The following is an 18292-nucleotide window of genomic DNA, read 5'->3' on the forward strand; positions in this document are numbered from 1 at the left end:
TCACCCTCTCCTACTGCAGGATGGGGCCAGCTGAATGCAGCTGGTGCGGGCACTGGCCACCTGGAGCGGCGCATTTGCCGGTCTGATGCTGACCCTTGTTGGCAGCCTGATTCCTGCTGCAATGCTGTGGCCAGGGGTTCCTTTGGAGGTGCTGCCCTTACCCAGCACCTGGCAAGTGCCGGCGCTTTTGATCTGTGCTCTGGTTTGTGGGCCTCGTGCGGGTGTGATCGCCTCAGTGGCCTATCTCACAATCGGCCTTGTGGATCTTCCTGTTTTCCACGACGGAGGCGGCCCCGGCTATCTGCTCAATCCAGGTTTCGGTTATTTGGCTGGTTTTGTACCGGCTGCCTGGCTGTGCGGACGCCTGTCGCAACAGGAAGGGATGAATGATTTGGCGCGTCTGACCCTCGCTGCCATTGCAGGCCTGGTCATGATTCAAATTTGCGGCCTGCTCAATCTTCTTGTTGGTGGCCTGCTCGGCCGCTGGGCCGATCCCCTTCCCGAACTGTTGTTCAGTTATGGGGTAGGCCCCCTTCCCTCGCAGCTGGCCCTCTGTGTTGCAGCAGGCCTGCTAGCCCTTCCCTTGCGTCGCCTGTTGTTGATCGAATGATGCGTTCTGTTCGACGCAAGTTCCTGCCCAATCACCTCGGGCGCGGACCGTTGCTCCTGCTCGGTTTGATCATCGTGATCGTGGATCAGGTGAGCAAAGCCTGGGTAAGACACAGTCTTGAGCCAGGCATTCCCTCTGAATTTCTGCCTGGGCTGATCCAGCTCCGCTGGGTGCGCAACACCGGAGCGGCCTTCAGCCTCTTCAGCGATTCCACCACGTTGCTGGGAGTTCTGAGCCTGTTGGTCGGGGTGACCGTGGTGTTCTGGATCTGGCGCAGCCAGCAACAACCCTTGTGGCAGGGCCTAGCCCTCGCCTTCCTATTGGGAGGCACGATCGGCAACGGCATCGATCGGTGGAGACTCAACCATGTCACCGACTTTCTAGAACTGGTGCCAGTGTCGTTTCCGATCTTCAATGCAGCGGATATCGCCATCAACCTTGCAGTCGCCTGCTTTGCCATCGATGCCCTAACCCGCCGCCATGAGCACCGTCCCCACTGAGGCGAAAGCAGCTGCAAGCAACCCGATTCAATCCGGGACCTGGCAATTGGTGCTCCAGCAGGAGGGGGAAGCAGACCGAGAGATCATCCTGCACGGAGAGGCCTATCGAATCGGTAGGGATTCCGAGCTGGAGATTGCCCTCAACCACCCTGCTGTGAGCCGCAATCATGCAGTGCTTGAGCGCGACCGAAATCACTGGCGCCTCCGAGATCTCAACTCAACCAATGGCCTGTGGTGGCAGGGCAGGCGTATCCACGAGCTGGTGTTACGAGACGGTGATCGCGTCAGCCTTGCCCCCGCAGCCGATACCGGTGCTCCGGTGCTCTGCTTCCTGAATCGAAGGGATCGCCTGCACCGCAGCCTGGAGAAAGCTTTAGGCATCGGTGTGCTTGCCGGCCTGGGAAGCGGCTTCCTGCTGCTTCTACTGGCAGCAGTGACCGTGCCAGTGAGAGGCAGGCTGGCGACCGTGCAGGGGCCGATCGCCATCTATGACCGCCATGACGCACCCCTGCTGTCGGTGGATTCGAGTCGGCACCGTGAACTGCCAAGCCTTAACAGTTTTTCTCCCTACCTGATCAAGGCGCTGCTCAGTAGCGAAGACAATCGCTTCTGGTGGCATCCGGGTGTTGATCCGATCGGCACCTTGCGCGCCTTCCTCACCAACTACAGCGGCGGCACGATCAAGGAAGGTGGCAGCAGCATCACCCAACAACTAGCGCGCAGTCTTTACCCCGATCAGGTTGGCCAGGGTGACAGCCTCGGGCGCAAGTGGCGTGAACTGCTTGTCGCCATCCAGTTGGAAACACGCTTCAGCAAAGGACAACTGCTGCTGAGTTATCTCAACAGGGTGTATCTCGGAGTTGGTTGGGGGTTTGAGGACGCCTCCCAGGCCTATTTCGGACGATCCGCCGCTGATCTCAGCCTTGAACAGGCAGCCCTACTTGTGGGTCTACTCCCGTCACCAAACGGGCATGATCCCTGCCGATACCCACAGCGGGCACTCAAGGCCCGCAATCGGGTGCTGAACAAGATGGCCGACTCTGGGCGGCTCTCGCTCGAACAAGCCAGGCTGGCTCGACGCCGGCCGGTGCAATTAACCAGTTCGGCGTGCAGCGATCAAGCCAGCCGCAGGTCCGCTCCCTTCTATACCGATCAGGTCCGTCGAGATCTGAGCGCGCTGGTGGGCCCCGATGTGGCGGCTGAGGGCAATTTTCTGATCGAGACCTATCTCGACCCGATGCTGCAGGACGTGGTGCAAAGGCAACTCGCTCAGCGACTCATGGCATCCCAGGAGGTTGGAGTGAGTGAGGGAGCTGCGGTGCTACTCGACAGTCGGTCAGGAGGTGTCTTGGCGATTGCCGGTGGCAAGGATTACCGCAGCAGCCAATTCAACCGTGCCTCCATGGCAGAGCGGCAGCCAGGCAGCACCTTCAAACTGATCACATTCCTGGCCGCCCTGGAACAGGGGATCCAAGCCGCAGACAGAATTGACTGCAGCCCGATGCGCTGGAGAGGACAGAGCTTCAATAGCTCTTGCAAAGGCAAGATCAGCCTCAACCAGGCCTTCGCCTCCAGCAGCAACACAGCAACGCTTCGCCTTGCACAACGCGTCGGCCTGGAGCAAGTGGTGCAACAAGCCAGGCGTCTTGGTATCAGCACCCCCCTGGATCCAGTGCCGGGTCTTGCCCTTGGACAGAGTGAAGTGCGCTTGATCGAGCTGTCGGCGGCCTACGCGGCCGTTGCCAACGATGGTCTCTGGCATCAACCCAGCACGATCAGGCGCCTGGTGGATGCCGAAACCTGTCGGGTGCAACAGCTCAAAGACTGCGGAAGCCTGGGAGGAAGCACCACCACCATCGCCGGAGCCCGGCAGGCGGTACGGCAGCCGATCGCTCGGGCGATGCAGGGGATGCTGCGCAGTGTTGTGCGATCAGGGACTGGTGGTGGGGCCCAACTCGGCGGCCAGGAAGGCGGGAAAACCGGAACGACCAACGACGGGCGTGACCTGCTGTTCATCGGTTATGAACCCAAACGCCACTGGGTACTCGGCATCTGGCTCGGCAACGATGACAACACACCCACAGCAGCATCCAGTGCCTTGGCAGCATCCCTTTGGAGCGACATCATGCGAGCGGCAGATCGGGGAACTAACACCACACCGTGAAGTCGAACACACGCTGGCTGTTCTGGGGAGGCGGTGCCCTTGTCGCCCTTGTGGTGCTTGGAATGGTGCTGCAAGCCGTTCGCAATCTCCTCTGGGACTTGAGCTACTGGCTCCCCCCCTGGATGGTGGGCCCGGTGCTGCTGCTCGCCGCCGGGCTGATCGTGGCACTGATCAGCCAGATCGGATGGCCCTGGTACAAGGCATGGAAACGGGAGCTTGACGGGCGCAATGACCCGACCACCCAGTTGCCTGCACCGCCCGACACACGTCGTCAGGCAGCCGAACAAAGCCTCGAGAGCATCGACCGCCTCCTGGACAAGCTGGATGATGCAGTCAGTCGCGAGGGCCTCCGTCAGGAAAGGGAACGGGTCGCCCAAGAACTGAAGCGCGGAGATCTCACCGTCGTGGTCTTCGGCACCGGATCGAGCGGCAAAACATCCCTGATCCGGGCACTGCTCAATGAAATTGTTGGAGATGTCGGTGCCGCCATGGGCACCACAACAGAAACTCGTACTTATCGCTTGCGCCTGAAGGGGATCCGGCGTGGTCTGCTGCTGCTGGATACACCAGGAATTCTTGAGAGTGGAACGGATGGCCGCGACCGGGAGCAGGAAGCGCGACGTCGGGCCAGCAGGGCTGATCTGATGTTGGTTGTCGTCGATGGTGACCTGCGCGCCGCTGAGCTTGCGGTGACACGTCATCTCGCCAGCCTCGGCAAACGCCTGTTGCTCGTGCTGAACAAATGTGATCTGCGCGGGGAGGAGGAGGAACGCCGATTGCTGGCGCTGCTCCAGCAACGTTGTGCCGATCTGCTCAGTCCTGCCGACGTGATCGCCGCAAGTGCCGCCCCACAGTCGGTGCCAAGACCTGGTCAACAGCCATGGCAACCGCCTCCAGAAGTCGAGGCTCTGCTGCGTCGTCTTGCCAGCGTTCTCCATGCCGATGGTGAGGAGCTTCTAGCGGACAACATCCTTCTTCAGTGCCGACATCTCGGTGAAACGGGACGTCATCTACTCGATCAGCAACGCCAAATGGAGGCACGACGCTGCGTGGACCGCTACAGCTGGATCAGCGGCGGCCTTGTGGCTGCAACCCCACTGCCCGGAGTGGACCTTCTCGGCACCGCTGCTGTCAATGCCCAGATGGTGATCGAGGTGGCGGGGGTCTATGGCGTCACCCTGAATCGCAGCCGTGCTCAAGAACTCGCCGTATCCGTTGGCAGGACACTGGCTGGTGTGGGGGTGGTGAAAGGAGGAATCTCTCTGATGGGCACAGCCCTCAGCTTGAACCTGCCAACACTGTTGCTTGGGAGAGCTGTGCAGGGTGTGGCAGCCGCCTGGCTCACACGCATCGCTGGAGCGAGCTTCATCACCTACTTCCAACAGGACCAGGACTGGGGGGACGGTGGGGTACAAGATGTGGTCCAACACCACTACGACCTCAACCGGAGGGAGTCTGCTCTGGAGCGCTTTCTTCAGACCGCTGTGAAGAGGGTTGTGGAACCACTGCAACGCCAAGTACAGAGGAAGCTTCCACCGCGCCCAGGGCCTCGGGCGGAGGTGGAAGCATCGGACCACGGGAATCCAGGACTGTAATCAGGAGCAAATAGAACACTCCGATCGCCACAGACAGCGCTCCAGTCACAATCGCGACCCATCGTCCTCGTGGTGATGCCGGTGCTGCCATCAAGCAAACTCCCTCGCCGATGCGTTCAGGATCTCCGCCAACTGGCGCAAGTGGCAGCTTTGCGTATGGGGATTGCCAAGCACAGCCTTGAGATAGTGAAAACCGGCGTAGATGGGTCGTGAAAGCATCAGTTGTTGATTCAGCAGGCGCTGACGGGTTTTCAGCGACCAAGCCTCAATCTCTGAAGCAGTGCCCTGCAACGGACGACAAGCAAGCAAATGGAGCGGACCACTACACACCTGAAGCTGGCTCGCATCCAGGGAAGTCTCAAGACTTTGACGTCGTTCCACAGCAGAGGTGAGCAGCGAGGCAATGCCGTTCTCCCCCAATTGGCGGAGCCCCAGCCAGAGCTTGAGCACTTCGGCCGGCCGCGTGCCTTGGAGCCCTTGCTCGCCGCCATGGCCATCGCCCCAGGCGGGCTCCATGTAGGGCAAACCCGTTGCAAACGCTTCCGCGAGGGTTGAGCGATCCGCCACAAGCAGCAGTGAGGAGGTTTTGGTGATCCCAAGCAATTTCTGGGGATTGACGGTGATCGAATCCGCCAGACCCAGCCCCTCCAGCAGGGGGGCGGTGGTGGCTGACAACGCGAAAATCGCCCCGATCGCGCCATCCACATGCAACCAAAGTTGCTCACGGCGGCAGAAATTGGCCAGATCGCGCAGCGGATCGATTGCACCACGCACGGTGGTTCCCGCAGTCGCAACAACCGCCAGACACGGGCGCTGCTGGGATCGAAGGGTCTTCAATCGCGTCTGGAGCAGATCCATATCCAGACAGCCATCGTCATCCACAGGAATGGTCTGAAGCGCATCGGGTCGCAATCCCATCACCCGGACCGCCTTGGCGAGGGAGACATGGGAATCAGCACTGGCGAGCACGACCGCCTCAGGATTGTGTGCGAGGCCGAGATGATGGCGGGCCACGACCAAAGCATTCAGATTGCTGAGGCTGCCTCCGCTGGCCGGGACACCTCCAGCGGAGGCTGGCAAACCAAGGCGACTGGCGAACCAGTTGCAGAGATGCCGCTCCAGCCTGGTGAGGCTGGGAGACAATTCTTCAGCGAGAAGATTGTTGTTCAGCCCAGCACAGATCAAATCAGCGGCAATGGATGCTGTGAGTGGAGGCGGATCGAGATGGGCGAGAGCACCAGGATGGGAGGGCTGGAAGGCTCCGTCCATCACCCATTGAAGATCGTCCAGTAAACGGCTGCTGGACAGGCCCTCCTGTTCAGGCACCACGTCGGGGAGCACCGACAACATGGGCAAGGGGCCGCGGCAGTGGGCATCGCCGAGCCAGCGGCAGAGCTGAGAGGACGCCTGATGGAGGAACCGCTCCAGATCGGGATCCAAACCCAACGGCGAGGCGAAAGGAGCGAGGGGCTCGGTCGTTGAGGGCTGGAGATTGCCGACCAAGGGCTCGCGATCAACAGCATTCATTCTCCACCGTGATGGCACATTGACCAAAGCGAAACCTGAATTCGAAGGATTGAACGGACCGGTGACCCTGAATGAGGAGCAACAGAAGTTTTGGATGGGACTGCTGCTCAGACGGGCCGAAGCGAACGGTCGAGAAGGAGAAGTACCAGTGAGTGCAGTGGTTCTCGACAGGCGCGGACGCTGCGTCGGATTCGGAGGAAACACCCGTGAGCGGGAGCAAGATCCCCTCGGCCATGCTGAACTCGTGGCGATGCGCCAAGCCAGCCGTCTGAGAGGCGACTGGCGTTTTAATGACTGCACCCTGCTAGTCACGCTGGAACCCTGCCCGATGTGCGCCGGTGCCCTGGTGCAGGCCCGGATGGGTCATCTGATCTATGCGGCCACAGATCCGAAACGGGGAGCGATGGGCAGCACGATCAACCTGGCAGAACACTGCAGCGCCCATCACGTCATGCAAGTGACAGGCGGTGTTTTGGAGGAGCAGGCCAGCGCCATGCTGGCCACGTGGTTCAGGCAGCGGCGACGGCGTCCTGACGGAAGCGTGGAAGCTCGGTCTCGAACAAGTTGAGAAGTCGATTCACGTTTTCGGGCTTGGAGTTGTAACCCATCAGGCCGATGCGCCAGATCTTGCCTGCCAGGGTGCCGAGGCCGCCGCCGACTTCAATGCCGTGCTCATTGAGGAGGTGTTGGGTGAATGCCTTGCCGTCGACGCCGTCAGGAATGCGAACCGTAGTGAGCGTAGGCAGACGCAAATGCTCAGGGGCATGCATCACAAGGCCCTGACTCTCAAGACCCGCCCAGAGGGCTTCAGCATTGGTGCGGTGACGTGCCCAGGCCTGTTCCAGGCCCTCTTCAGCGAGCAAACGCAGTGCTTCACGCATCCCGAAGTTCATGTTGACAGGGGCGGTGTGGTGATAAACCCTGTCACTGCCCCAGTACTGGTTGAGCAGAGAGACATCGAGATACCAGTTAGGCACCTTGTCTTTACGGGCAGCCAGCTTCTCCTCCGCGCGCGGCCCCATGGTGAACGGGCCAAGCCCTGGAGGGCAGCTAAGACCTTTCTGGCTGCAGCTATAGGCCAGATCCACCTTCCAGTCGTCGAGGAAGACGGGGACTCCTCCCAGGGACGTGACCGTATCAAGCAAGAGCAAACAATTGTGCTTGCGACAGAGATCTCCGATCCCATCCATCGGCTGGCAAATACCAGTCGATGTCTCGGCATGCACCATGGCGAGGATCGCCGGCTTGTGCTCTATCAGAGCGGCTTCGATGTCCTCAAACGCGAAGGCTTCACCCCAGGGCTTCTCGACCACACGCACATCAGCTCGGTATCGGCCGGCCATATCAACCAGACGATTGCCGAAGTAGCCCTTCACGGCCACCAACACCCTGTCTCCGGGCTCGATGGTGTTCGCGAGGGTCGCCTCCATGGCGGAACTGCCCGTGCCACTCATGGGCAGGGTGAGGCGATTGTCGGTCTGCCAGGCGTAGCGGAGGAGTTCCTGAACCTCAGCCATCAACTCGACATAAAGGGGGTCGAGGTGGCCAATCGGTGTGCGGGACAAGGCCCGAAGCACCGTGGGGTCGGCATTAGATGGCCCTGGGCCCAGCAACAGCCGATCAGGCGTAGCTATAGGGCTCAGAGACCGGCGATGGCACGGATCAACCGAGGGGTGAGAGTGCGATGTCGCCAAAGCCCAAGAAGCAAATCGTGCGAAGCAGCCTACGCAGTCAGCTCACCCACCCTGAAATAAATGTTGGATTGCAACGCGATCAGCGCTTGCGAACGTCGGTCGCCGCCAATCCCTCAGCCATGTGCTCAAAAGGCTGACGCACCAGAGGGCAGCGTTCAATCGCGAGACCGTCGGCAATGAGCATCTCGCAGACAACGTCTGCAAGAAGGACAATGCTGCGCACTGTGGGACCGGTGGGCACTCCCAGGCTCTTGTAGGTGTCATCAAGACCATTGAGGACACGTTCGTTGAGAATCGTGCTGTCACCGGCCACCAGCGCATAGCTGGCGTAGCGCAGGAAATAGTCCATGTCGCGAAGGCAAGCAGCCAGGCGACGGGTGGTGTAGGCATTGCCACCAGGCAAGAGAAGCTCTGGATCACCCTTGAAGAGTCTTTGGCTGGCTTCGCGAACGATTTCGGTGGCTTCGCGATTGATGAGCTCTACGGCTTGCAAGCGCAAGCTCGATTCACCGAGATAGCCATCGATGCTGTCCATGGCGTTGCGATCGAGATAACGACCTAACTGGTCGTAACGACCGATCAACCCGGTGATGGCATCACGCATGGCGAAGGCTTTGACGGTATCAGGATGAAACGTAACACCATCAATCGGCGCAGAACCCCGATGCGCGCTGCGATGTCACCAAGTTGACAGAAACGGTTACCAATCCTGCCTGAATCGACAAGCGCAAGCGTCCAACAGAAAAAGTGTGCCCCTTGATACAAAAAGCCCCCGAATGGCTGCTTACGGTCGTTTGGTCACATAAAGGTGAGCCTCACTGGATCCCATGGGCAAGACCGCACAGGACGTTCTCAACGCAATCAAGAACGAAGGCATTGAACTGATTGACCTGAAGTTCACTGACCTGCACGGCAAGTGGCAGCACCTCACAGTCTGCGCCGATCTGGTGGATGAGGACGCCTTCCGAGATGGCCTCGCGTTTGATGGCTCTTCCATCCGCGGGTGGAAGGCCATCAACAAATCCGACATGTCGATGGTTCCAGACCCCAGCACCGCCTGGGTGGATCCCTTCTATCGCCACAAGACGTTGAGCATGATCTGCTCAATTCAAGATCCACGCACCGGGAAGCCATACGATCGATGCCCCCGAGCCCTGGCGCAGAAGGCTCTGAATTACATGGCCAGCACCGGCCTGGCAGACACCGCCTTCTTTGGTCCCGAGCCTGAGTTTTTCATCTTCGACGACGTTCGCTACGAAAGTGCCAACGGCTCAAGCTCCTACAGCGTCGACTCGATCGAGGCTCCCTGGAATACCAACCGGGTTGAGGAAGGCGGCAACCTCGCCAACAAGATTCAGCTGAAAGAGGGTTACTTTCCCGTTTCGCCGAACGACACCTCCCAAGACATCCGCAGCGAAATGCTGCTGACCATGGGGTCCCTCGGTGTTCCCATCGAAAAACAGCACCACGAAGTCGCCACAGCTCAGCACGAACTCGGCATGAAGTTCGCTGAGCTCATCCAGGCTGCAGACAACGTGATGACGTACAAGTACGTCGTGCGCAATGTGGCCAAGAAGTACGGCAAAACGGCCACGTTCATGCCGAAGCCGATCTTCGCTGATAACGGCAGTGGCATGCATGTGCACCAAAGCCTTTGGAAAGCAGGCCAACCGTTGTTCTTCGCCCCAGGCACATACGCCGACCTGTCGGATACAGCGCGCTGGTACATCGGCGGCATCCTCAAGCACGCGCCTTCCTTCCTGGCCTTCACCAACCCCACAACCAATAGCTACAAGCGGCTTGTGCCTGGCTTTGAAGCACCGGTGAATCTGGTGTACTCCGAGGGCAACCGATCCGCAGCCGTGCGCATCCCGCTCACAGGTCCTAGCCCCAAAGCCAAGCGCCTTGAGTTCCGCTCCGGCGATGCTCTAGCCAACCCTTACCTGGCCTTCAGCGCCATGATGATGGCTGGACTCGACGGGATTAAGAACCAACTCGACCCAGGCGATGGCCTCGACAAGGATCTGTTCGAGATGCCTGCGGAAGAACTGGCCAAGATCGATACGGTTCCCGCTTCACTGAACGGTGCACTGGAAGCACTTCGTGCAGATCACCACTATCTGCTTGAAGGTGGCGTCTTCACGCAAGACTTCATCGACAACTGGATTGACATCAAGTACGAGGAAGTGCAACAGCTGCGTCAGCGTCCCCATCCCCACGAGTTCACCATGTACTACGACGCCTGATCAAACAGGATTAGTAGAACCAGGAGACTTGAGTGTCTCTCAATGGCTCCCAACACGGGGGCCATTTTTTTTTTGGGAATAGACATCGATTAACAGCCAATTCAGAGCTGCTTGGGCCAGGTCTCAACCGAACTGCAGGGCCCGATTCAGTGCATGGCTAATAACCACAGAAGATTCACGTTCAATCCTTACAAGCTGAGCAGTTGGGCCCATTAGCGCGACGGTCATCAAGAGATTGCGCAAATGGATGAACGTCGACTCACTGGCGGGCTGCAACCTGCGCCAGAGGCAGAGTTCGCAGGGCGAACATCGCAGATAAGGAGCCTCCAGTGCCCACCGAAATGGCAGACGGATGGGAGTGGGGCCAGAGGCTCCTGGGCTGCCTAAGGCAATGTCAGCCCCGGTAAAGGCTGACTTTCACCCCCCTGTGACCAAGATCACAGCCCCCCTTGAGTCAGATCAGCAGGTCAGCGGGTGATTCCGGAGATGGTGTGTGCATCGGAGGGAGAGATCCCACCACACTCATCACCCCACTCAAACCAATGTCCTTCAAGTACTTCCGCCCCACACTCCGCAAAGTCACCACCACGCAAAAGGCTCCCGCTTACAAAAACACCGCTTCCGCAGAGCGTCTCGCTGATCTGATCGACGCTACTGACATCCTCTCCAACCACAGCATTGAGAAGCACCTCGCTGAAGCCAACTTTGAGGATCACGGTCACTCCATCCTCAAAGAATCAGGCCTGACTCGCGGTCACTCCATTCTTGAAACTTCCTTCGGTGATCAACTTGCCGGCCGTGACTCAATTCTTGGCGATGCAGGCAAGCAAAACGAGACACAATTCGGCGAAGAAGGTCTTCGTTCTGCTGGTAAATTTGGGAAAGGTATGGCTGGCAATGAGGATAAATATGGCGGACGCTCCCTTGAGGATGCTTTCTCAGGGAATGGGTACGCTGTAGCAAACTACAATGCTCTTGATAGAAAATGCGAAGAGAATCCAGAGGCTTGCAACACACATGCCAAGGATCAAATGGAATGCCTTGCGAAAGATACCGAGAATCAACTTAACGAAGCCAACGGGAGACCAACTAAACCACTGCCGCCAAAATGTACTGGCGGAGACAACCCAGCCCCTGCAAGCAATGGTGGACGCCCTGCTCCTGACGACAACGGAGGCGGCGAAGGCGGTTTCATGACCTGGAAGCTGCAAGATCAACTCTCCAATGGCCTCAAAAATGCCAAAGATCCCATCACTAACCCTTACAACGAAAACCAAGGTGGCGGCGTTCTGACTGCAACCGAACTCAAAGAGATGGAGTCTGATCTGCGCAATGCAAAAGACCCTGCAACCAACTGGGGCGATGAAAACTACAACAACTCCATAGGTGCTATCGAAATGAATGTTGGCGAGATCAGCCTCAAAGCTCCCGCCACCAACTGGGGTGACAACTACACCTCCACCACCGCCAACGTTGTTGACACCGTCTTCACCGTTCAAGACGTCTTCTGATCCAGTTGCCGGGGGGCCTGATGCTCACGCGATGAGCTGAAAGCAATACAACACCAACGAGTGGGAAAGCAGGGCGGTCTTCGATGAATGTGGCTGATCCATCCCCCGGCACAACAACAAAAGCCCCGCCAAAGGCGGGGTTTTATATTGCCTGAGCTGTAGACAGCCAAGCATCCTCAATCCTGCGGATCGACTGGCCTGTAGGGATTGGAACACACCTCTTATTGGCTTTGCTGAGATTCAGGCAAAGGAAAGCGCGACATTGAGCGAGAGGAGCCCAACAAGAAAAAATGCGGCCAAAAGGGAGGCCTCTGGAACCATTTTCACAATCGCGTAGCCAACGATGGAGAAGGCAGCTGCGATAAGTAGGGCCGCGAAGTCAGGTTGCATCTCCCTCAATGCGTGGTGGTCTGTTGTAGCCACTGCACCTCTGTGACCGAGAGCGGGAGTGCTCAGCTCAGCTGCTTACAGAAGAGCCTCAGCAGTTTTACTCCGGCAGGCACTGCATTTCCCGGGGTCCTTCGTACCTAGACCTTCGATGGCTTTAGCCGTGTCGTGACAGGCCAATTGGATTGGGCATCAAGTCCAAGATGAGCTTGACGTTGGCCTGCTGTCGAGAAGCGACCGAGAGGTTCCAGTCAACAGGCGGTTCTGCTTCGTGAAGAAAAGAAGACAGCGCTGACACACCGACCAAAGCTGTCTGCAGCGTCATCAGCACATTCATGGTCGACCCCGTCATCTTCCCAACCCTGCTAATCCTCTGGGGGCTGACAGCCCTTACAAAGATCGGGGCTTAGCGGACGTGTAGATCTGCCGATGCACAAGAGCCTGACGAACAGCTGTGCGCACCTTCGCGTTTTCAATCAACAGTTGCTTGGTCAAATCCCTGATTTGATCGATGTCGTCGCACCGATCAAGTTCTCGGCAAGCCGCCTCAATCCGAAACTTCTGCTCCGTCGACAAGGTGATTTTGGCCATTGGTCAATGGTCTGCGGTGCACAAACTGTGGCGACTGGTGCCGATGCGCTGTTGGGGGGTTAACCGACCAACAGTTCGATGCTCTGCAAGATTCTGCGCTTCCCCTGTGCGAGACACCCCTTGTGAGCCCTGAAGACCTCGGCATGGAAGTGGTGATGAGACCATCGCACCTTTCCTCTGCGGAGTGAGGGCGTTTGACTCTCTTAAACAGGCCTTCCAAGACCTTGACCGTCTCCAGTTTGGCAACGAGGGAGTCATCGCAGCTGATCATTCCTTTCACAGGCTGAGCTGTCACCATCAAGACATTCGAGATGGATTGAGCTTGGAACACCACGCTCTATCAACAGAGTGCTTCATGGTTCAGCCCCGAGCACTAAGTAGGTTGTGATGCAGAGGGAGAGAAAATAGAAGGTCAGCATTGTTTTCAATGATGCTGAGAAAAATCTATTTCCCATCCCAAGAGAAATTATGTCTGAACCTTCCACAACTCCTACAAAGTCTGACGGGACAAGCCCTACTTGTCGCTGACGAGGCTCGCCAGAACGTCACTGCAACTCAGGCGTCATTCCGTAACTGTGTGATCGCACTGTCATGCAGGCGACGTTGATGTCCCTGGCGCAGCGCCCAAGCCCGCTGCTGTGCCATTGCGTTAGCCCCGTCCTGCTGATCTGGATGGGCCTGGATTTGCCCGAGGGCCACCTCACGCCGATGCACGTCATGGGCGTGCTGGTGTGACCAAGCCAAAAACTCAACACCAGCAGACGTATCTCGCTGGATCAAGCCACCGTCTGAGTGCTGGGACGTTTGAACAGTCATCGCGAGAACCCCTCAAGAGTCTTGCTCTAATTTTGTATCAACGACTACAGAATTTCAAGGCTTTGGTTGCCGGTCGCTGCGATGGCGTCCAAGGCTCGATGAGCGAGAGCCAAAAGAGGCCGGCACCAAAATCCACCACGAAGGCCATCCATCCGCTGGAATGGCGGTTCTACATCTTCAATCTGAAGCGATGGCGACGCCCACCCTCACCGAGATCGCCTATCGCACACTGCAGCAGACCAGAAGCCTCGCAGGCCTGGCGCACAAAGAAATCAGCACAAAGTTGATGGAACTGGTCGCACCAGACGTCACACCCCAGACCGAGCCTGTGCCTCCAGACATGCTCATGCAACTGCGCCAAGCGATGGCTGAGCTTGAAGACCTTGACTGGCGCGAAGCCGAAGAGGGCCTCTATCCAAAGAGTCAACTCTTTGATTTGCCATGGATCGACTGGGCCAGGCGCTACCCACGCCTGTGGCTCGATCTGCCTTCCACCTGGATGCGACGCCGAGAACGCAACGTGCGCGACCTCCCAGACCTCAACGATGCAGAGATCTATCCCGATTACTACCTCCAAAACTTCCACCATCAAACCGATGGCTACCTGAGCGACCACTCAGCAGAGCTCTACGACCTGCAAGTGGACATTCTCTTCAACGGGGCAGCTGATGCAATGCGCAGGCGCGTGATTGGTCCCCTCAAGAGAGGCATGCGTTCGTTTCACGACCGTCCCAACGCCAGTCTCAAAATCCTGGATGTGGGCACTGGCACTGGCAGAACCCTGCATCAGATCCGCGGTGCTCTGCCCGAGGTTTCTCTAGTGGGCCTGGACCTCTCACAGGCCTACCTGCGCCAGGCCAACCGATGGCTCAACCAAGGAGGAAGCAACCTGGTTCAGCTCCTACAGGGCAATGGAGAGGCAATTCCGCTGGCAGACGGGAGTGTTCAAGCCGTGACCTGTGTGTTTCTGATGCATGAACTGCCCTCTGAAGCCAGGCAAGCCGTGATCGATCAATGCTTCCGAGTGCTCGAACCAGGTGGTGTGCTCGTGCTGGCAGATTCGATCCAACTCGCGGATTCACCCCAGTTCGAACTGGCCATGGACAATTTCCGCAAAGCCTTTCATGAGCCGTACTACCGGGACTACGTCAGCGACAACATCAATGACCGTCTCAACCAAGCAGGCTTCATCGGGATCGCGGCCGATTCGTATTTCATGACGAGGGTCTGGACCGCTCTCAAACCTGCCGCGACATAGGGATTTGCTGACATGTCAATCACCGGATGCCTGGCACGCCCATAAGGTTCCCCTAGATGGGCCAAAGATCCAATGACCAACCCATTCCAGCTGCGCTGGCTTCAGGGCTGGTCGTTTGAAGTTGTGCTGATGGAAGGGAACGTGCAGGTCGAGGCCCGCGGCTTCGGAATCTGTTTGCGCACTCCCCTCTATCCAGGCGAAAGCCCTCAGGTTGCTGCTGACAGGCTTGTGATGGCGGAAGACCAACGTCGTAGGGCTTTGTATCAGGCCTGGATCCGGGACAAGACAGCGAGCGGAGATGCGTTGCTGCGCACTACAGGACTGACTGACAACACAGGTTTAAATCCAAAGTCGCTCGTGGTGGTGGGACCTCAGCCAGTTGCAGCTTGAGCCAACCACCATCCGATCAAGACGCCTGGTCCTCCCCAGCGCAATCCCTTCCAGAGCCACCAACCTGAGTGAATAGGCTTGAAGTTGCGGAAGATGTCACCGGCCTGAACCAACTGCTTCACCAGCTCAGAGCGCTGACGTCGACGTCGCTCATGCAAGGAACCACCACGAGGCGGAGATGTTCGCTGCAACTGCTGGTTGAGACGCACCAACCCAGACAAGACGTGCAATAACCGAATGGAATCAGAGCGATGCCGCGCCACTCGTTTCGGCTGATCTCGAGTCGATCTGATCCCCATCAAGGTCTCATCCGTGCGGATCAGCCTCCAGGATAGGAATGTTGATCACCTCAGCAATGCCTTCACGCCAAGCCGCATGGCCCCCTCAGGCCGCTCCACTGGCCCAGGAGCTGCACGAGCAGCTCAGGCTCACCGATCGAAACTGGCATCAGCTCAAGGGAGACTCGGACAGGCGAGCAGCTGAACTGCTAGCAGGGGCACTGGTGCAGCTCCTCAATGGCGGCACGAACGCGGATGCCTGTGCTCTGACATCCCAGGGTTTGCTCTGGCTCAAGCGGGAACTGAAGGATCCTGGCTGTCCCCATCGTTGATCTGTGCAGCAGAGCGTCCTGGACGACGACAGGCCAGTTGAAGTCGATTGCCGCGACGGCTCCAACGCACATCGTCGAAGCATTGGTGAATCAGAAAGAGACCGCGACCCTTGGGCGCATCCAGACGGGAAGGGAGGTGCCCTTGCCGGGCGGTGAAAGGCACTCCCGAGCCTTCATCCTGAATCTGCCAGACCAGCCAGTTAGGGGTGAGGATGCGACGCACCCGTAAACACTTACCCGTATCTCCCGCATTGCCGTGGCGGACGGCATTCACGAGGGCTTCCTGCAATCCAAGCTCAAGCCGGCATGCGGTCTGCTCACAACCAACGGGCTCCAGCAGGAGCTCAAGCAGGGGGCTGAGTTGAAGCGTGGAAGGCAGGATGAAGTCAGCCCAGCGGAACGTGGGCACGACAGCGATGGAGCGCAGCCTGTCGGTCAACGACACAACGGTCTGGGAGCCCGACGTCATCGGCAGAGCTGTTCTCTGTTTTGACCATAACGGCAGCTCAGCCCGCCGCCACTACCTGGACGTGTTAACGACGCGACACCAATGCCGGATGGTTCAGCAGTGAATCCATGAGGCGCACACCTCGCAGCTGATTCACCAGCGGCATATGGCCTTCAGGTGCACTTATGGTCCAATTGAAGGATCCGGGGTAACGGGTCCACACACCCTCTTGTTTCCAACCGATTCGGGGCCAAAGACGGTCATAACGACCATTAAGAGCAGCCAGTAGTCGGGCCTGGGCGGTAAAGCCGAAGCGTCCCTGGGAGTAGGCGGTCCAAAGCCGATCGAGGCTGATCAGATCCTGCGCCTGCATCGGAGGTACTTCACTGAAATACACATATCCACGTCTCTCGGCCTCCTCGCCAGCCAGTTGCCTCAGGATTCGACTGGTGAACCGGTCAGCATCTTCAAACTGCTCAGCGAGAAGATCTCTCTGCAGAGGGCTGTAATCGATCCCCACAGCTGAAGGTGCAGAAAACCAACCACTAGAAGAGCCCAAAAGGGGCAGCAGTGCCTGGGGCTGTTGACGCTGGAAGACCTGCAGAAGCCAGCCTGCGGCCCAGTCATCTCCCTCAGGATCAAAACCGTCCATCACGGCCGTACCCAAAGCCGCGAGTTCGTCGGCTCTGTTCTCAATCGTGGGGATCAGAGAGCGACGCTGTCGCAGAGAACCACTGGAGAATCGCTCCAGCAATTGCTCAACACTGAGATTGGTGGTGGAGGACAGTCCGGACAGCATGGATCAAGGCCGGCTCTCACAGACACGGCGTTGGCCCACTATGTCAGGCATGGGCGCCGACACCACAAGAGATTTCGACAGCTTCAGGCAGGCACAAGGCCAACTGGTGGATGTTCGCAGTCCTGCGGAATTCCTTCAGGGACACTGGCCAGGGTCGATCAACATCCCTCTCTTCACTGATGAACAGAGGGCGAAGGTCGGCACGACCTACAAGCAACAGGGTCGGGATCAGGCGATTGAGCTCGGCCTGGAACTGGTGGGGCCATCGCTTTCATCCTTGGCGCAAGCTCTCGGACAAGCGGCTGGAGCAGAGAAGCGCTTACGAATTTATTGCTGGCGCGGTGGGATGCGCTCCAGCAGCGTGGCCTGGCTGGCCGGCTTAGTGGATCAAGAAGCTCTCGTTCTAGAAGGGGGGTACAAGACCTATCGCCGTTGGGTTCTTGAACAATTCGGACAGAGTTGGCCGGTAAAACTGCTGGGAGGACGCACCGGCAGCGGCAAAACGGACCTGCTCTTAGCCCTAGCTGAGCGCAACGTGGCAGTGGTGGATTTGGAGGGGCTGGCCCATCACCGTGGCAGCAGCTTTGGTGGGCTTGGACTGCCAGATCAACCGACGACGGAGCAGTACGAGAACCGCCTTGCAGAAGCCTTGGATCACCATCGCCGCAATGGCGCCGAAGAAATCTGGCTGGAAGCTGAGAGTGCCCAGGTGGGTCGTTGTCGTATTCCTCACGACCTCGTCTCACAGATGAAGAGCGCCGTTGTGCTGGAGATCCGACGCCCAGCCGAAGAACGGGTGAATCAGCTTGTTGCGGTCTATGGAGATCAGGGCAGCGAAGCCCTTGCAGCCGCGACTCAGCGCATCAGTCGCCGTCTTGGCCCCCAACGCACCGAGCAAGCACTCGGCGCCATCGCCTGTCGCGACTGGCACGGTGCCTGCAGAGCCATGCTCGACTATTACGACCGCTGTTATGACCGGGAACTGGAACGTGCAGATGAACGACGCAGTGTCGATATCGCTGGCATGGGCGCTGAAGCAGCCGCTGACCACCTCTTGAACGAGTGCCTGATGCGGGTCGTACCGAAGCCAAAGCAATCGGGCAGCATTGCTCCCTAAACTCCCCGTTTGGCCTGAGCGGATCCCTC

21 protein-coding genes are annotated in these 18292 nt (G+C 58.4%); 12 read left to right on the top strand and 9 right to left on the bottom strand.

Annotated features, from left to right (window positions below; genetic code table 11):
- Positions 1-43: 43 nt before the first annotated feature.
- From DXY16_RS13590 to DXY16_RS13605, 4 genes are read left to right on the top strand one after another with little or no spacing between them, the layout of a single operon-like run.
- Positions 44-610 (top strand): biotin transporter BioY, encoded by a 567-nt coding sequence (locus tag DXY16_RS13590; protein ID WP_115121791.1) that lies wholly within the window; start codon positions 44-46, stop codon positions 608-610.
- Positions 607-1110: a signal peptidase II gene (gene lspA, locus DXY16_RS13595; RefSeq protein ID WP_115121663.1), complete on the top strand. Its 504-nt coding sequence runs from the start codon at positions 607-609 to the stop codon at positions 1108-1110. The genes DXY16_RS13590 and lspA overlap by 4 nt, the downstream gene beginning before the upstream one ends.
- The gene (locus DXY16_RS13600; RefSeq protein ID WP_115121664.1) at positions 1091-3274 is read left to right on the top strand and encodes a transglycosylase domain-containing protein; all 2184 of its coding nucleotides are present in this window, start codon (positions 1091-1093) and stop codon (positions 3272-3274) included. The genes lspA and DXY16_RS13600 overlap by 20 nt, the downstream gene beginning before the upstream one ends.
- Positions 3271-4869 (top strand): YcjF family protein, encoded by a 1599-nt coding sequence (locus DXY16_RS13605; protein WP_244281697.1) that lies wholly within the window; start codon positions 3271-3273, stop codon positions 4867-4869. The genes DXY16_RS13600 and DXY16_RS13605 overlap by 4 nt, the downstream gene beginning before the upstream one ends.
- A 90-nt stretch (positions 4870-4959) precedes the next feature.
- Here DXY16_RS13605 and DXY16_RS13610 read toward each other — a convergent pair whose 3' ends face one another.
- The gene (locus tag DXY16_RS13610; protein WP_115121665.1) at positions 4960-6396 is read right to left on the bottom strand and encodes an aminotransferase class V-fold PLP-dependent enzyme; all 1437 of its coding nucleotides are present in this window, start codon (positions 6394-6396) and stop codon (positions 4960-4962) included.
- Between the two features lie 19 nt (positions 6397-6415).
- Here DXY16_RS13610 and DXY16_RS13615 point away from each other — a divergent pair, with 19 nt between their 5' ends.
- The gene (locus DXY16_RS13615; RefSeq protein WP_371410925.1) at positions 6416-6964 is read left to right on the top strand and encodes a nucleoside deaminase; all 549 of its coding nucleotides are present in this window, start codon (positions 6416-6418) and stop codon (positions 6962-6964) included.
- Here the strand turns inward: DXY16_RS13615 and DXY16_RS13620 are convergent.
- Positions 6906-8090, bottom strand: coding sequence for an alanine--glyoxylate aminotransferase family protein (locus tag DXY16_RS13620; RefSeq protein ID WP_115121666.1), 1185 nt, complete (start codon positions 8088-8090; stop codon positions 6906-6908). The genes DXY16_RS13615 and DXY16_RS13620 overlap by 59 nt on opposite strands.
- A gap of 79 nt (positions 8091-8169) precedes the next feature.
- Complete coding sequence (locus DXY16_RS13625; protein WP_115121667.1) at positions 8170-8694, bottom strand: allophycocyanin subunit beta; 525 nt, start codon at positions 8692-8694, stop codon at positions 8170-8172.
- Between the two features lie 223 nt (positions 8695-8917).
- On the opposite strand from DXY16_RS13625, the gene glnA reads away from it, so the two are divergent.
- A complete protein-coding gene (gene glnA, locus DXY16_RS13630) occupies positions 8918-10336 on the top strand; it encodes a type I glutamate--ammonia ligase (protein ID WP_115121668.1) in 1419 nt (472 codons plus the stop codon).
- A gap of 449 nt (positions 10337-10785) precedes the next feature.
- Positions 10786-11847, top strand: a complete 1062-nt coding sequence (locus DXY16_RS13635; protein ID WP_115121669.1) for a hypothetical protein — start codon at positions 10786-10788, stop codon at positions 11845-11847.
- Positions 11848-12087: 240 nt separating this feature from the next.
- Here the strand turns inward: DXY16_RS13635 and DXY16_RS14930 are convergent, their stop codons facing one another.
- On the bottom strand, positions 12088-12237 hold the full coding sequence (locus DXY16_RS14930) for a hypothetical protein (protein ID WP_170953970.1): 150 nt from the start codon (positions 12235-12237) through the stop codon (positions 12088-12090).
- Positions 12238-12391: 154 nt separating this feature from the next.
- Complete coding sequence (locus DXY16_RS13645) at positions 12392-12571, bottom strand: hypothetical protein (RefSeq protein WP_115121671.1); 180 nt, start codon at positions 12569-12571, stop codon at positions 12392-12394.
- A 92-nt stretch (positions 12572-12663) separates the two neighbouring features.
- Between DXY16_RS13645 and DXY16_RS13650 the strand changes: the two genes are divergently transcribed.
- The gene (locus DXY16_RS13650) at positions 12664-12888 is read left to right on the top strand and encodes a hypothetical protein (RefSeq protein WP_115121672.1); all 225 of its coding nucleotides are present in this window, start codon (positions 12664-12666) and stop codon (positions 12886-12888) included.
- A 492-nt stretch (positions 12889-13380) separates the two neighbouring features.
- Here DXY16_RS13650 and DXY16_RS13655 read toward each other — a convergent pair whose 3' ends face one another.
- The gene (locus DXY16_RS13655; RefSeq protein WP_115121673.1) at positions 13381-13641 is read right to left on the bottom strand and encodes a hypothetical protein; all 261 of its coding nucleotides are present in this window, start codon (positions 13639-13641) and stop codon (positions 13381-13383) included.
- Positions 13642-13831: 190 nt separating this feature from the next.
- Between DXY16_RS13655 and DXY16_RS13660 the strand changes: the two genes are divergently transcribed.
- A complete protein-coding gene (locus tag DXY16_RS13660; RefSeq protein ID WP_115121794.1) occupies positions 13832-14899 on the top strand; it encodes a class I SAM-dependent methyltransferase in 1068 nt (355 codons plus the stop codon).
- Between the two features lie 72 nt (positions 14900-14971).
- On the top strand, positions 14972-15289 hold the full coding sequence (locus DXY16_RS13665; protein WP_115121674.1) for a copper-binding protein: 318 nt from the start codon (positions 14972-14974) through the stop codon (positions 15287-15289).
- On the opposite strand, the gene DXY16_RS13670 is transcribed toward DXY16_RS13665, so the two are convergent.
- A complete protein-coding gene (locus tag DXY16_RS13670) occupies positions 15271-15588 on the bottom strand; it encodes a hypothetical protein (RefSeq protein WP_115121675.1) in 318 nt (105 codons plus the stop codon). The genes DXY16_RS13665 and DXY16_RS13670 overlap by 19 nt on opposite strands.
- A 56-nt stretch (positions 15589-15644) precedes the next feature.
- Here DXY16_RS13670 and DXY16_RS13675 point away from each other — a divergent pair, with 56 nt between their 5' ends.
- Positions 15645-15899 (top strand): DUF6439 family protein, encoded by a 255-nt coding sequence (locus DXY16_RS13675; protein WP_115018280.1) that lies wholly within the window; start codon positions 15645-15647, stop codon positions 15897-15899.
- Here the strand turns inward: DXY16_RS13675 and DXY16_RS13680 are convergent.
- Together DXY16_RS13680 and DXY16_RS13685 are read right to left on the bottom strand one after the other, a co-directional pair.
- Entirely contained in the window at positions 15859-16368 is a 510-nt protein-coding gene (locus DXY16_RS13680) for an ATP-binding protein (RefSeq protein WP_115018225.1), read from the bottom strand. The genes DXY16_RS13675 and DXY16_RS13680 overlap by 41 nt on opposite strands.
- Before the next feature lie 64 nt (positions 16369-16432).
- The gene (locus DXY16_RS13685) at positions 16433-17146 is read right to left on the bottom strand and encodes a GUN4 domain-containing protein (protein WP_115121676.1); all 714 of its coding nucleotides are present in this window, start codon (positions 17144-17146) and stop codon (positions 16433-16435) included.
- A gap of 40 nt (positions 17147-17186) precedes the next feature.
- On the opposite strand from DXY16_RS13685, the gene mnmH reads away from it, so the two are divergent.
- Positions 17187-18263, top strand: a complete 1077-nt coding sequence (mnmH, locus tag DXY16_RS13690; RefSeq protein ID WP_115121677.1) for a tRNA 2-selenouridine(34) synthase MnmH — start codon at positions 17187-17189, stop codon at positions 18261-18263.
- The last annotated feature ends 29 nt before the right edge of the window (positions 18264-18292 follow it).

It is taken from the genome of Synechococcus sp. UW105 (assembly GCF_900473935.1).
Classification (GTDB): Bacteria; Cyanobacteriota; Cyanobacteriia; order PCC-6307; family Cyanobiaceae; genus Synechococcus_C.